Consider the following 15,783-nt stretch of genomic DNA (forward strand, 5'->3'; position numbering starts at 1 on the left):
GAAACTGGTTATGCGACAGGCCGCTGCCGTTGGGCGTGGCGATTTGGACGATCGGCACCCCGTTGCCCGCCTGCCCAAGGCTGGTGCCCGGCGAAGCCACCACAATCCCGTCCGCCTGCGCCCACATCGGCTGCCAAAACATGACGTTGGCCAACAGGAATGCCAAACCGCGCTTGGGCATGCCCCAGAAGTGCTCGCGGTTTTTGACGGCAGCAGAAGGCTGACCAGCCAGAAAGGCCAGTTGACGAACGTCCATGATTTGAATCTCGTTAAAACAGAATTTAGAGGAAGACATCCACGCGGAAATAGATCGGCGCTTCGCGCTCGGTCAGCACGTCAGGGCGTTCCAGGGAATGGGCAAAGGTCACGCTGGCGGCAAGGTGCTGACCCCGGGCAAACAGCTCCACGGAGTTGCTGGACATGCGCCCGTGCTGATCGCCGTTGTAACGATCGCCACGGATCACGCCCTGGTCGTAGCCGAGGCTGGTGCCGTATTCGGCGAATACCGGGCGCAGCCATTCCAGCGTCACCGGGCGACTCCAGCGCAGGTCGTTGCGCCAGTAGCCGCCGCTGTCGCCGGACAAGGATTGATCCTTGTAGCCACGGATCGACGACTGCCCGCCGAGGCTGGTGCGTTGCGGGCTGAACAGCACGTCTTCGCTGCGCTGACCGGTCATCAGGCTGCTGAAACTGAAGGACTCGCCCCACAACTTGAACGGCTGCAAATAACTCGCGGTGGCGGTGTATTTGCGGTAACGCGCATTCGGCTCGCCGGGGCCCGGGTGACCGTTGCCCTGAGCATCGAATGCGCCGATGCCTTCCTGCATACCCAAGTCGAGGTTGACGAACGCGCTGCCGACCCGCCGACCGTGGTTGATGCCGAACTGTGCTTCGCTGATGCGGTTGCTGCTCAGCTTGAGCTTGCTGTCTTCGATGAAGTTATTGGTGCGCAGGTACGAGACACCGGTGCTGAGGGAGGTCTTGCTCAGGGCATCGCGATGGATCACCCGCTCTGCACGCAATTGATGGTTTTCACTGTCGCCGGTCTGCTTGAAATTGAAACCGTTGGCCTGCGCTTGCGAGCGGTACTCGCTCTGGCTGTAGGTGTAACTGAAATTCCACCAGCCCCACGGCACGCTGTAATTGAGCATCGCGTTGTTGGAGGTGTGCTGGTGATCGGTCATCGCATCGTGACCGCCACGCAGCATCAACTGATCAGCCAAACCGAGCGGGCTGTCCCAATCAAACGTCGTACCCCACTGCTGCTCACCGGTACTGCGCTGGCCGTCATTACTGCGGGACAAGCCGGCGCGCCAAGGCTTCTGTGGCGTGTTCTTGACCAGCACTTCGCTGCCACCAACGTTCTTGCCCGGCGACAATTCCATCTGCGCCTGATTCGACGGCAAGCGGTTCAACTGATCCACCATCTGCTCGATTTCCCGCAGATTGACCAGCTCACCACTCTTGCCGGGGAAAGCCATTCCCAGTTCACGGTCCGACAGCTTGCTGCCCTCCGCGCCCTTCAACCCTTCGAGCCTGCCCTCGACCACCAGCACCTTCAAATGCCCGCCGGACAAATCCTGCTGCGGCAAATAGGCTCGGCTCGTGACCAGGCCTTTTTCGATGTAGTAATCGGTGATGACTTTCAGCAACTCGTTGAGCTGCGTGACGCCCAGGCACTGACCGATATAAGGCTTGAGCAGACGATTTTTATCGCTGTCCGAGAGACTGTCGGCGCCTTTGAGCTCGATGTCCTTGATGGGGAAACAACGCGCGTCGGCTGGGGCCGTCGGAGGCGTGGGTTTGACTTCCTTGCCGGGTAATTCCTTCAGCTCCTCGAGACGCCGACGCTGCTCTTCGAGCAAGCGATCCTGACGTTCGCGGATCAGATCGGTTTCACCGGGGGTGGGGGCGGCGTGAGCAAGATTCAGCGGAGAAAGGCACAGCAAAGCCAGGCACAACCTCGCCACGAGGGCGGGTGGGTACATGTTCGTTCCCTCGAAATGGAGATTGATAGCATAATAGTGGCGCGATATTAGTTGGCCACTATTCTGGCGTCAATGAATGGATCCATTTGGGGGTGGGGGTCGATGAACGGTAGGGGTGTTGCGCTCGCCTTTTGATTAGGCATTTCGTTGCATGAGGTGGCGATGTTTGTGGCAGTGAGTGATGGATAAATCTCCTACGCCCATCTCGGAATCAGGCGACTAGCACCGCTGGAACGATGAAGCTCATAGTCCGCCCGTTGCCCAAATGGCGGCCGGGTTTGGCGACCTGAAAAACGAGTCTCAATAAACTAAACGAGGCTCCACCGATGAATAGATACATGCCCCTCACCGGAATCGACTTGGTCCCGGCATCGCTGCTTATCGACACCCAAGCTCCACTCGATGTCCTGCACGCCATGGCTGACTACCGTATCCGCGCTGTTACTCAGGTGCTGGAAACCATTGCGTTTCGCGCTGAAATTGGTTGCGATACGGTGGTGCTTTCCGACTTTTCAAAACTGCTGGTGATTCCGTTGCGGGATGGCTGTGATTTGATGGATGTGATTGGTAGGCGGTTGCGGGCTCAAGCTGCGGAATAAATGAAAAAGTCGACCGTTTAGGTCGCCCGTTTCATAGAGTGAGCAATAGATAGATCTCTTTTACACAGCAGGCACGCTCGCTACGGGAATGCGTTCCTGAGGCTGAGTTATATCGTAGACATGCTGCTCACAGCGGCTACCAACAAACTGGAACTCCACCAAATAGACCTTGCTTCTTTCTGGTGTGAAAGTGGTTTTGAGCGGACCGCAGCTATAGGTATTCCCAACACCCACGCCATTCGAATACCCCGACACTTGGAATGGCTGATCGGCATCCGCCTGCACTTCCAACTGCGGGAAGCGTTTAAGCGTGGCGCTGTTGGCCGCTTCGTTGAGTTTGGCGATCCAGCCAAACACCTTGCCCTGACCCGAATCCACCACGGTTCCAAGCACCTCCATACGCTGATCAGGATCTGCTGCGCGCCTGATCGCGAATTCTACCGGAGCAGTGTTACCGGAGGCTTTCATGATGACCTTGGCGTGTTGCGCATCGACTGCCCCTTTATTCTGGCTCAGCTGGACACCGTCTTTCAGCAGACTGGGGAAAGAGTCCCGGACGTTGGAATGGCAGCCTGGTAACACCAGAATCAGGGTCAGTGCTAATAGTGTGGTTCTCTTCACGTCGAAATGTCCTTGAAAGCTTATGTTCGACTGATGAGAAAATATTTGTCAAAGCGGCGCTTCATAGATACTGAACTCACCGTAGGTAGACCTTTCAGATCCAAGCATGCATAGCATTTCCAACTAACAGACAGAACCGTAAAAACAAATCCACCTTCAGTCGGCTCCCCACGGCATTTCCTTTATCGACTCATAATAACCAACCGCACCAGCAACTATTTTCGCGACTTCTTCTTTTTCAACTACCACTTCAGAAACCCTAAGATCTTCGACGTCATAGGGGGAAGAAAAATCATCAGAAATTTTCGCACCAACTATTCTTAGCTTATCTTCAAAAGCCACTGCAAATACAAAACAATCAAATTCCTCAAGATTAATAGAAGACACCCGAAACCTATATTCATTGACAAAATCATCATCAACGTCAATACCTAACCTTCCCGGCAGCATACGTCCGAGCATATCCTGAAAGGCAGTTTTGGCATCCATGTGAAACAAAACTGAATCCTCAACATGGTCCACCAACGCGTTATTAAACTGAAGACAACGAACATCTACCCCTAACGTAGCAACACTGGCAAACTCTGGCAAAATTGTAGAATCAAGAATAAAATGAAACATCCCATTCCTGTAACTACCCTCTTCGCTCCACTGCGGAACATACTCCATCAGTATGGCAAATTTAATTGGATCGCCAAAAATCACTTTCTCACCTCCACTTCCCTTTCAACCCCAAAGCATTCTTCACACTTTGCGGAATATTAGCCTTATTCAGAGGCACTCTTGCATCACCTGTGCTGCCTGCCCAATGCCAAGTACCATCATTCGAGTTGGTAAATTGGTGGACGTTTCCGCTCTCATCTTTCGCATACCGTTTACGGTCCCCTTCAACCGACGAACCAAACAACTCTATTGAGTTTTTTGGTTCAACGCCGGCCTTTGGGCTGAATCCCATTTCACCAGGAGTGTGTTTAGGATTCGACTTATAGGTTAGCCCATTGGAAGCGGTCGTAGGGTCGCGGTGGGGAATCGAGCTCCCTTTGCTTTTCCCAATTATTGCGGCTACGGACGTTTTGTCTCGCCCTTTGAATCCACCCTCAGCGAGGCCCTCCTTTAGTATCAGCCCAGCCTTTAGATACAGAGGCAAAGCTTGATACAGGAGGCCCATGTCATACTGATTTTCTTCGGTTACAAACTGCTCAAGCTCCACGGCCTCCGCCGCAGACAGATTAAAGAAGAAACGCAGTGAAATGGGCGAACGGGCAAACTCGATACCGCCATCCAATAACCCCTGGTAGGTGAGAGTACATGGTCCGCCGGTACCGACGCAGTCTGCGAGCATTTCTGCTCGGTCTTTTGCACTCAGTTGCTTGTACCTTTCCCAAATGCCTTCGGTCGGTTCACCCTTTTTGTTAGCCGCGCTAAGCTCACGAGCGATGTTCATGACGTCTTTGTCGCTGAGCCCGTTATTCTCTACTGCGTTTTTACCACCCAAGGCCGCTGCGACCGCATCCAGCGAATCAGTTCCCGTGAATGCACCTCCGATACCAGCAACGAGCGTGGCCAAACTGGAAATGGTTTGTTTCTGTTCTGATGTCAGACTTTCATTGCTTGCGCCACCGTACAGCTCTTCCTTGATGATTCGGGCGATCTCTTCCGCAGCGACCGCGCCAACCGCACCCGCAAGGGCCGAATTACCATTAGCTTTGGCAACCAACGCTCCCAATACGGCGTGAGCCATCAGATTTGCGGTCTTGTCTCCCTCAGTTGCATCCCGGATGGCCTGAGCGATATAAGGCGCAGCTGCACCAGCGAATGCGCCGGCTATATTGCCACTAAGCACGCCTTGCACAATTGACGTCACGGCCTGAGCGGCTTTTTGGAAACTGCTGCCCATGCCGTAGTCGCGCTGGATTTGCTGGCTGATCTGTTCGGCCGTCGGATTGACGAACCCTTGATCCTTCAGCTTCTGAATCGCAATCTTCGAGGTCTCGCTGTTCGGGTCCTCGGCCTCTTTCATTTTCGCGGCAGCGATTGCGTCACTGATGCCCTTGGTCAGTTCGATGGCGCTTTTTATAAGCTCGACGCGTTCGTTCATTGCCTCTGTGTCGGGCTTGTCGATTTGCTGATTGGCGTTCGCGGTGTCCCGGTTCAATCCCACCAGATCGCTGGCGCCTTCAGGGTTACGCACGATGATCGTGCCTTCACTGACCGCGCTGCGGGTTTTGCTTTTATCCGAGTCTGTTAGCGCGACACCATATAGTCCACCTACGGAAGCGCTTGCTGCCCCGCCACCATAGCTACCGGATACGCTCACGCCTCCCGATTGCGCGCTGATCTCACTGACATTTTTTATGTCGCTGACGATCAGACGATCAGTGCTCAGCACGTTTTTATCAGCGGAGGCGTCGCTGGCGATCACGCCGCCTTGCAAGGTTGTATTTTTGCCAACATCCAGGTTGTAACCGCCCGCCCCGGCAAACAGGCCGGTCTGTTCTGTGACCGCCCGATAGTCACTGTCCATCTTGCCGAAAGCCAGGCTTCCCGAAACCGCCACCGGCGTGCCATAACAGAAAGGCGGGATACAAATGCTCGCACCGAATCCGCCGCTGCTCTGTTTGTTTTCCTGGGTTTCGACATCCTGGCGGGAAATGATGTTGAGGTTCCCTTCAATCTCCGCCTTGATGCTGTCAGCGTTAACCTGAGCCCCCGCCAATGTGGTATCGCCACCGCTGCGTAACACCAGTGCTCCCGCATTCAGCGTGGTGTTAACCTGGGTGATCGAGCTGCCGGTCCCGGTGCCTTTCGCACCCGAAGCACCGAGGTCCAGGGTAAAACCGTTTTGCTGGCCAATGTTGAAACTGGCACCGATGGCGGTTTTGTTGCTGGAGTTGTTATTGGCCCATTCAGCAGTGTTTTGCGCGCTCTCCAGAACAACATTGTGTTTGGCATCCAATACAGCGGTGCCGCCCGTACTCAGGCTACTGCCAATGACGTGAATGTCCCCCTGAGAGCCTGCCGCGCTGCCATTTGCAATGATGGTGAGGCCGGTCCCCGCGTTGACCGTGCTTTGCTTGGCTGTCTGACTGTTGTATTCACTCGTGCTTTTGTTGTGGGTATTGGCAAGCTCGGTGCCGATTTTTATCAACGAGCCGTTACTGGCGGAACCACCCTGCTTGTTTTCATAAGCCGTTGCTGCATCTGCGGTCTGGGATCCCATGCCCCCCAGGTTGTAGCCCGCCAATGCAGCCTGTGCCAGCTTCACCGCTTTGAGTCGCGGATCCTCTGCATCATTGGCCGTTTTGACGGCTGTGCGAATGGTGTTGATGGTGTCGATGATTGCGCCGCCAATCACTCGTCCTACGCCCAGATTGTTGCTTTTGTCTTTCGTGTTCCGGCTAGAGCTTTCCATGCCGGCCACTATGGTGACGTCAGCCCCCATGAGGGTCATGTTCTTGATGCTGAACAGGTCGCTGGCGATGACATCCAGATCCCCCCCCGCAACGAGACTGACATTGCCTGCACTTGAGCCGACAGTACTACCGGTCAACGTGGTTTGGGACATTGTGCCGTTGTGTTTTTGACCACCGATAAACAAATGCTGATTACCGGTGATGTCATCGATACCCAGTTTGTTACCGGTAAGTACACCGGTCAGATCACGATTCTTTTCCTGATGCGTCTGCGTACGGGTAAAGGTGTTTTCGGCAGCATTGATCGTCAAGTCGCGCCCGGCGCGGACTGTCAAATCCTCCGTACTAACCACAGCCGATCCGGTGATGTCGACATCTCGCTTGCCACTCACCGCCACGGTATTGCCCGATATCAAACTCCCCACTGCGGTGGTTTGAGTTTCCGAGAGCGTGTCCTTGACCTTGCTCGATTTAAAACCGCCCCAGCTGCTTTTACTTGAGCTGCTTTCGTAGCGCACACTACTTGAATCAGTAACGGCAACAATCTTCACGTCATTACCAGCTGCCAGGCCGACACTGCTTTTCTCGGAAATCACATTGCTGCCTTCGATCAGCAAATCATTGCCGGCCGCCAGAACGGATTTACCCTGGGAAGTCACAGAACTCCCGACATTGGTCGTGCTGGAAACCTCCTGAAGCTGGCTCTTTTTGCCTGACGAGCTTTTCTTGGTCTTGCTGTAGAAGCTGTAGTCTTCGTCTTGTGCTGCGCCTACCAACAAGTCGCCACCGGCGACCAGATATGCCTCGTTCCCTGCACTCACCCGGCTGGCAATCAGACCTAAATCCTTGCCGGCGCTCAGAGACACAGTACCGCCCGCATTGACGGTAGTAGACACCTGGCTGACATGGTCCTCCTGACTGGTCACCCGTTTAGACTTGCTAAAGGAATGCTGCTCATCCGCGGCGGATGCCAGTGTCAGGTCGCCGACAGCACTCATTGTGACATCGCGCTTGGCGTCAATCTGACTGGCGATGACAGTGAGATCCCGACCGGCATTGATCTTCAGGCTCTGCCCCACATCAACACTTGAGCCATATTGGGTGATGGTTTGCTCGCGGTTCGCGCCACGGTCATGGCTGACGACCTGCTCCGCGGAGGTAATATTGACGTCACGACCGGCGTTGATCGTGGTGTCGTTAGCACTTTTCATGAACCCGCCGACGTTATTGAAATCGCGCCCGGCATTGATCGTCAGATTGTTGGCTGCCTCAATCCGGGCGGCGCTGTCGACAACATCAGTGTGGAATCGGCTGCTACCGGCACGGCTGTCGCCACTGGTGACGGTGCGTTCGTTGATCACGTCGCCCCGAGTGGCGGTGAGCGTGACGTCCCGGCCGGCGATGATGCCTCCGGCCTTGTTGACTATGTTGTTGCCCGCCTGCAGGTCGAGGCGATTGCCAGCCTCCACCAGACCACTGTTGACCAGGTCGTTGCCGGCATTGGCAGACAGGTTATTGATCGCACGCAATGTGCCGGAGTTATTCAGGTCCTTGCCGGCGATCAATGTGACGTCCGAGCCCTGAATCAACGCGCCGTTGGGTGCCAGACGGTTGTTGGCATTGGCCAGATACAGCACCGGTACCAGCACTTGCTCGCCGTTCACCACCACATTTTCCATCCAGACAATGTCGTGGGTCAGGGCCGCGACTTGCTCGGCGGTCAGACTGACGCCCAGCGACAGATTGAGCTCCGTTTTGCTGGCGACGGCGTTGTTCATCAAGTATTTGAACAAGCCCTCGTCGCTGGTCTGGCCATCGATAAATCGCTGACCGGTACGAGCCACTACCGCTTGCTGGATCAGGCGTTGTTCATAAAGGCCATCGCCCAGGCGCTTGGCGCTCTGGTCGGGGTCGTAACCCAGGCCGGACAGCAGGTAGTCCGAACTCATGAATTGCTTGAGGTCGGTGAGTACCGGGTTGGTTTCGATCAGGTATTTGTGCGGCTGGGATTTGCCGCTGCTGGCCGGCAATCCTTGGACACGATTGACGGTAAAGGCTGTGGAACGACCAGGCACTACCGAGCCGGTTGAACTGGCAGCCGGTGTGCTGACGTCGATCGCGCTGGCTCCGACGCTCACGTTCGACACCACATAATCAACCGGCTTCAGGTCAACGCTGCTGGCGGAGGCCTGAGTGTTGCTGCCCAGTAGAATGTTCCGTGGCTGGACGTTGGTCAGCGGTTGCTCACGCTGGGTCGTGCTGACGCTGCCGCCGCCCATGGTCCAGCTTTGCGGACCGTTGGTAACCGGGGTGCTGCTGTCTTGCCCGCTAAGGCGGAACAAGCCGTTCTGGCCGGTCGGCAGGCTGAAGCCTGGCAACGACACCGGGTTCACTTGCTGCTGCGCAAGGTCGGGCGGCAGTTGCTGATTGATGTTGATAACGGTCGGTGTATTGCCATTGGTCTGGGTCGAGCCCAGGCGCGAACCGTTGGGGTTCAGCGCCACGCCTTCACGCACCACGCTGTTAGACAGGTTTTGCGTAGCATTGATGGTCACTTGTCCGCCGGCCTGAACCACGGCATTCGCGTACGTTGACGGGCTCTGGTAGGTAATCACCTCATCGAAAAATTGAGCGTTTTTGACCGCCGCGGGGGCCTCCATCCGAACGCTCCCTTGATACTGGGAAAGATCGAACGGCTCAAATACATATTGGCCACCTTCAATTTCAATCCGGATGGAACCGAACCAGGTAAAGCGGGCGGCCTCTCTTCCTCCTGAGCGGGTTCTGGGACTCACCAAAGTCTCTACATAATCTTTGTTCCAGAAATGGATGTAGGGGCGTACATAATCACCGGCGGGCGAGAAGGCATTAGGGTCGGTGTTGTTATAGTCCGGATCATTAATCGCATTGAAAGTCATGATCTGGGACCAATTGACGCCAGGATCACTGAGGGATCGGCGAACGGAATATTCGCCAACTGACGCGCCCTCGTTTTTGAAAGTGCCGAGGTTGAGACTTATGTCCTGACCGGCAGTGATAGTCGACATTTTGTTGAGCAGATCGGAGCCGTTGATTAGTAGATCCTGGCCAGCCGTCAGACTGGCCGAGGCCGAATCTTTGGTAACCACCGACTTATAGTTTTCCTCCCATACCAAATGACTTGATGGCGGACGGTCGCCCATTTGGGGAAGCTCACTGCAGCTATAACAACGCACACCAATGTCGCTCGACACCAGCCCGCCGACCGCCTCGAATACATCCTTGCGGTTCTCGATATGGTCAACGTTCAGCGTCATGTCCTGAGCACTTTCCATCGTGGCCGAGATGTTGGAGAACGACTGGCTACGCCCGCCGTTTTCGTCCTTGGCGATGTCGATATCCTCGAGGCTGTACACATCGGCATAGCGGTTGGTGAACGTGTTGACCCGCAACGTCATGTCTTTACCGCTAAAGATCAGGCCGTTCTGGTTCAACAGAGTGGCAGCCTTAAGCCGCACATTTTCGCTACCACCGAGAGTCCCGAAGTTGTTCAGGATTGTCGCCGTGACGTCCAGATCACCCACGGAGCTCAGACGCCCGTAGTTGTTCAGGGTGCCCGCGGACAGGGTGGTTTTGGCCCCCCCGGTGATTTTGCTGTTGGCCACCAGGTCGATCTGGCTGGCGCTCAGATCCATATTGCCCTGGCTGCTCAATCGGCCATTGCCAGCGTAGTTACCGCCCAAGGTCAATTTCAGGCTGCCATCACTGGCGATCAGTCCGTCGTTGTACCAATTGCCGCCGGTACCGACGAGGCTGGTGGAAGCGAGCAGTTGGCCGCTCGCGGTCTGGCTGAAGTTATTGACGTTGACGTTCAGGCGTCCGGCCTGGATGACGTTGCTGTTGCTCCAGCTATCGGCATTAAGAGTCAGGCCGCCACGGGTGACGATGGTGCCGCCGGCGCCTGTGACGTTGGCGGTGGAAATGTCGAAGGTGCCGTTACCCACGTGCAGCAGACTGCCGCCGCCGTTGAGGAAACTGCCCACTGCCAAGGTCAGGTCGGTGTTGGCGCTTTCCAACGTGCCGTTGCGGTTGTCGAACAGGCCACCGATCTGGAAGCTGGTTTTGCCACTGGTACCGAGGGCGCGCAGTTGGCCGGTCTGGTTGTCGAGGCTGGCGGCCTTGATCGACAGGGTGCTGTCGCTCTCGATGATGCCCAGTCGATTGTTCAGGGCGCCGCTGAGGTTGAGGTCGATCTGTTGACCGGCGATCTGACCGTCGTTGTCGCCGCTGTTGTCAAAGTTGTTGCCGGTGACGTTGACCTTACCTTTGGCATAGAGGCCGCCGTTGCGGTTGTCGAAGTTGCCCGTGACGATGATCGCGTCGCCGCTTTGCGCAGCGATACGCCCACCGTAGTTGTCGATGCCGGCCAGAGCAGTCAGGTTCAGACGCTGGGCCTGGGTGATGCCGCTGCGGCGGTTGTTGTTCAGGTCATATCCGTTTTTCAGCACGCCGGTCAGGTTGGCCGTGAACGCTGCTTGCAGGCTGGCGAGCACGCCGCCGCGGTTATCGAGGTTGGTGGCCTTGATGGACAGGTCACCGTCCTTGGCGACAATGCGCCCGCTCTGGTTGTCGATATCGCCGCCGATGGTGAGGTTCAAAGCCCCCTGGCTTTGCAGGGTGCCCTTGGCGTTGACGAGGCTGGCGGCCTGGATTTGCAGGTCGCCATTCTGGCTGTAGATCTGGCCGTCGGCGCTGTTCTGCAGTGTACCGTCCGTGGTGATGATCAGTAGATCGTTGGCGGCGATGGTGCCGAGATTGCGGTTGTCCAGGCCACCGGTGAGCAGGGTCATCAAGCCTTGGCTGGCGAGTTGACCACCCTGGTTATTGATTTGCGTGGCGCGTTGCACCAGCAGCGGGCCGGCGCTGGCCAGTTTGCCGTTGGTGTTGGTCAGGGCACCAAGCAGGTCGAGGGTCACGGCCGCGTCGCCAACCAGGTTCCCGCCGGTGTTATCCAGTGCCGTGCCGGTGAAACTGAGGTTCTGTTTGGCGTTGACCGTGCCGCCGGCGTTACCCAGGGTCATGGCCTGCATGGCCAGGGTCGCGCCGCTGTCGATCAAACCGCCCTGGGCGTTGTTCAGCAGACCGCTGATCGTCAGGGTCTGGGCGCCGCCGCTGGAAAGGATGCCGCCGTTGCGGTTGTCCAGGCTGGCCGCGTTGACGTTCAGGGTTTTCTGGCTGACCAGTGCACCTTCGCCGCTGTTGAGAAGTGCACCGCTGACGCTGACAGCCACACCGGCGTCGTGACTCGACAGCGTGCCTTTGTTGCGGTTGTCCAGGCTGTTGCTGGTGAGGCTCAGGCCTTGCCAGCCGGAAAACAGACCACCTTGGTTGAGTACCGTGTCGGCGTTGACCGTCAGCAGGTTGCTGCTGATCAGTTTGCCGTTGCTGTTATCCAGGGCACGGGCCGTCAGGTCGAGGCTTTGGCTGCTGGAGATTTCGCCGTTCTGGTTATTCAGGTCGCGCAGGTGCTGGAGGCTCAGCAAGCCTGCGGTGGTGATCAGACCGCCGCTGTTGTTCAAGTCCCCGGTGGCCGCCCCGAAATCGATGGCAATGGCGCTGCCCAGCAAGGAACCGTTCTGGTTATTCAGGCCGCTGCTGTTGATGGTCAGACCGGTGGTGGCGTTGATCAGCCCCTGGTTCTGGTTAGTCAACAGCCCGTCGAGGTTCAGGTCGAGGTTGGCGCGACTGGTCAGAGTGCCGCCGCTGTTGTCCAGGCTGGCGGCTTTGACGTCGAGTGCTGCGGCGGCGATCAGGCCTTTGAGGTTGGTCAGCGCCTGATCGATGCGCAGGGTCAGGTTCTGATTACTCAGCAACTTGCCGTTGCTGTTGTTCAGGCTGCGAGCGGCAACCGTGAAAGCCTCGGCGCTGGAGATTTCACCGCCGTCGTTGTTGATGTCGGTGAGGTTTTTGAGCATCAGCAACGGCGCGCTGATCAGACCATTCTGGTTGTTCAGTTGGCCATTGTTCAGATCCAGCGTCAGTGACGTGTTGCTGAACAGTTGCCCCCCTTGTTGATTCAGGCCGGTGACGCTGGCAGACAGCGCACCAACACTGGCGATGCGGCCGCCGTTCTGGTTCGTCAGTTGGGTGGCGGTCAGGTCCAGGCTGGCGCCGCTGTTCAGGCGACCGGTGTGGCTGTTATCCAGTGCACCGGTGTTGACGACCACTGCGCCCTTGCCGCTGATGCTGCCGTTGTTGCGGTTATCCAGGCTGGCGCTTTTGAGTGTGATGCCCGCGTCAGTAACGATTTCGCCGCCCTGATTGAGTACAGCGCCGGTAGTGGTCAACGTCAGCGGCCCGGCAGCGGAAACGCTGCCCTGGGTGTTGGTCAGGCTGGCGGCCGTGACCCCGAGCGTACCTTCAGCGCTGAGCAAGCCCTGGCTGTTGTTCAGATCACCCGTAAGATCGAGCGTCAGGTTTTTCTGACTCAACACAGAGCCGTCACTGTTATCGAGATCGCGGCCGGTCAGTGTCAGGTCGGTCTTGCCCGAGAGCAGGCCTTTGGCGCGGTTGAGCACCTGATCAACCGTCAGCGCCAGTGCGCCTTCGGCAAATACCTGGCCGCCATCGCTGTTGTCCAGACGGTTGCCCACCAGGGTCACATCTGACTTGCTCGACAATTCGCCACCGCGGTTGTCGACCGATTCGACGTTCAGTTGCAGGGCGTTGGTCGCACCGACCAGGCCACCCAACCGGTTATCGAGGTTGATGCCGGTCAGGGTGAGCCCACCGGTGGCGATCAACTGACCACCCTGGTTGTTCAGGGTCGCGACGTTGGTTGTGACATCGGTTTTACCGGCGATCTGGCCTCGGGTGTTGTCCAGGTTATCGGCGCTGATGTGCACGTCACCGTCAGCGATGAACGTGCCGTCCTGATTGACGAGCTGACCGTCCACCGTCACCCCGAGGGTGCCGCGACTGCTGATCAAGCCGTCGGTGTTATCCAGACGATCGCTGTGCACTTCCAGTGTCTGAGCGGCAATCAGGCCCTTGATGCTGGCGAGCAGTTGATCGATGTGCAGGGTCAAACCCTGATTGCTGATCAACTTGCCGTTGCTGTTATCCAGGTTCTGCGCGGCCAGTGTGAAGGCCTGGGCGCTGGAGATTTCACCGTTCTGGTTGTTGACGTCTTTGAGGTTTTTCAACATCAGCAACGGCGCGTTGATCAGCCCGTTCTGGTTGTTCAGTTGGCCCTGATTCAGGTCCAGGCTAAGGGAGGTTTTGCTGAACAGCTGACCGCCTTGCTGATCGAAACCGCTGACACTGGCGGTCAGGGCCTTATCGCTGGCGATTCGGCTGGCAACACCGTTGCTGACTTGGGTCGCGGTCAGATGGAGCGTATCGCCGCTGATCAATTGGCCGCCCTGGGTGTTGTCGAACGTACCGGTGATAACGGTGGTCGCGCTTTTGCCGCTGATGAGGCCGTTCTGGCTGTTGTTCAGGCTTGCGCTTTTGAGGGTCAGGCCGCTGTCGGTGGTGATCGAACCGCCCTGATTGTTTAGCACTCCCGTCGTCGTCAGCGCCAGCACGCCGGCGCTCGACAAGCTGCCGCGAGTGCTATCGAGACTGGCCGCGTTGACCGTCAGCATCCCTTCACTGCTGATCAGCCCTTCAATGTTGCTCAAGGCATTGTCGAGACGAATATCCAGCCCAAACTGAGTGACAAGGCTGCCACCGCTGTTGTCCAGGCTCTGGCCCGTCACTGTCGTGGCGCCCTTGCCGAACAACAGCCCCTGGGTCTGGTTGATGATCTGCGCCACTTTCAGGCTCAATTCGGTGCCGGCCAGGACCTTGCCGTTGTCACTGTTGTTCAGGCGTTGGCCTTCGATCGCCACATCAGCGGTGCTGGAGATTTCGCCGCCGCGATTGTCCACCTCATCGACGTTGAGTTTCAGCGCTTTTGTCGCACCTACCAGGCCGCCGTTGCGGTTATCGAGCCCCTTGCCATTGAGGGTCAACATCCCTTGGGCGACTAGTTCGCCGCCCTGGTTGGTGAATTGTGCAACCTTGGCCGTCAGATCGGTTTGGCTGGAGATACGACCGCCGCTGTTGTCGACGCTGGCCGCCTCCAGTTGCACCGGACCCGCCGCGCTGAGCAAGCCGCCGCGGTTATCCAGATGAGTGCCGTTGAAGTTGAGGGCGGCCTGGCTGTTGAGCAGACCTTGTTGGCGGTTATCGAGTTGTCCGACGGTCAGTTGCAGGTCTTTGCCAGCGCGTACTTTGCCGGTGCGGTTGTCCAGTGAATCGCTGCGCAGGGTCAGCCGATCCTTGCCGGTCAGGCTGCCATTGCGGTTGTCGAGGCTGCCGGTCTGAAGGTCGACCACGCCTTTGGCGCTCAGGTCGCCGTTCTGGTTGTCGAACAGGCCATTGATACGTGCGGTGAAACTGCCATCGCTGACCAGGCTGCCGTCATGGCTGTTATCCAGGCTGGCGGCGCTGATGCTCACACTCTGGCCAGAACCCAGCACACCGTTCTGGTTATTCAGCGCCCCAATCAAACCGATGTTCAGTGCAACGTCGCCCGTCACCTGGCCGTCACTGTTGTCCAGCGTCGTCGCGGTGATGGTGGTGGTGCCTGCGCTGGAGACTTCGCCATCGTGGTTGTTCAGGTGGCCGAGATTCGCCGTGAGGTTGCCATTGCTGGTGATGACACCCCGGGTGTTGAGCACCTGCGTGGCGTTCAACTCCAGAGCGCCACTGCCGAGTACCCGGCCGGTGTTCCGGTTATCCAGGGTTGCGGTGGTGATGCTGGTTTTCTGCAGCCCGCTTAAGGTGCCGCCCTGGTTATTCAACGCCTGCGCGGCATTGACCGTCAGGGTGCGGCTGGCCACCACGCTTTTGCCGGTGTTGTTGAGGTTCTGTGCGCTCAGGCTCACATCACCGTTGGCGTTGCGGCTGGTGTCGGCGTTGACCCCGGCCTCGATGATGCCGTTGTTGCTCAGCACACCGCCGGCGCTCAGCGTGATGCTGTCCCGTGCGGCGAGGGTTTGCTGGTTGGTCAAGTTGCCTTGGGTTTGCACGTTGACGGCGGTGCCGGCGTAAACCGGTCCCTGGGCGTCGAGACTGACGGCTTTGACGTTCACGGCGCCCGTGGCAGAAGCCTGCGCGAGGCTGAGATGCCCA

Annotated in this window: 6 protein-coding genes; 1 reads left to right on the top strand and 5 read right to left on the bottom strand. The window is 57.4% G+C overall.

Annotation, left to right across the window (positions count from 1 at the left end):
* Positions 1 to 256, bottom strand: a 256-nt coding sequence (locus tag PMI18_RS22630; protein WP_007897152.1) for a hypothetical protein, incomplete at its 3' end; no start/stop codon positions are given.
* Positions 257 to 281: 25 nt separating this feature from the next.
* Positions 282 to 1,988: a ShlB/FhaC/HecB family hemolysin secretion/activation protein gene (locus tag PMI18_RS22625; protein WP_007897154.1), complete on the bottom strand. Its 1,707-nt coding sequence runs from the start codon at positions 1,986 to 1,988 to the stop codon at positions 282 to 284.
* A 326-nt stretch (positions 1,989 to 2,314) separates the two neighbouring features.
* Here PMI18_RS22625 and PMI18_RS22620 point away from each other — a divergent pair, with 326 nt between their 5' ends.
* Entirely contained in the window at positions 2,315 to 2,587 is a 273-nt protein-coding gene (locus tag PMI18_RS22620; protein WP_007897156.1) for a hypothetical protein, read from the top strand.
* A gap of 60 nt (positions 2,588 to 2,647) precedes the next feature.
* On the opposite strand, the gene PMI18_RS22615 is transcribed toward PMI18_RS22620, so the two are convergent.
* The 3 genes from PMI18_RS22615 to PMI18_RS22610 all read right to left on the bottom strand — a co-directional run.
* Positions 2,648 to 3,208 (bottom strand): hypothetical protein, encoded by a 561-nt coding sequence (locus PMI18_RS22615; protein ID WP_007897158.1) that lies wholly within the window; start codon positions 3,206 to 3,208, stop codon positions 2,648 to 2,650.
* 156 nt (positions 3,209 to 3,364) lie between these two features.
* Positions 3,365 to 3,913 (bottom strand): Imm42 family immunity protein, encoded by a 549-nt coding sequence (locus PMI18_RS29900; RefSeq protein WP_007897160.1) that lies wholly within the window; start codon positions 3,911 to 3,913, stop codon positions 3,365 to 3,367.
* A 4-nt stretch (positions 3,914 to 3,917) separates the two neighbouring features.
* Positions 3,918 to 15,783, bottom strand: an 11,866-nt coding sequence (locus tag PMI18_RS22610; RefSeq protein WP_007897161.1) for a hemagglutinin repeat-containing protein, incomplete at its 5' end; no start/stop codon positions are given.

It is taken from the genome of Pseudomonas sp. GM102 (assembly GCF_000282555.1).
GTDB lineage: Bacteria > Pseudomonadota > Gammaproteobacteria > Pseudomonadales > Pseudomonadaceae > Aquipseudomonas.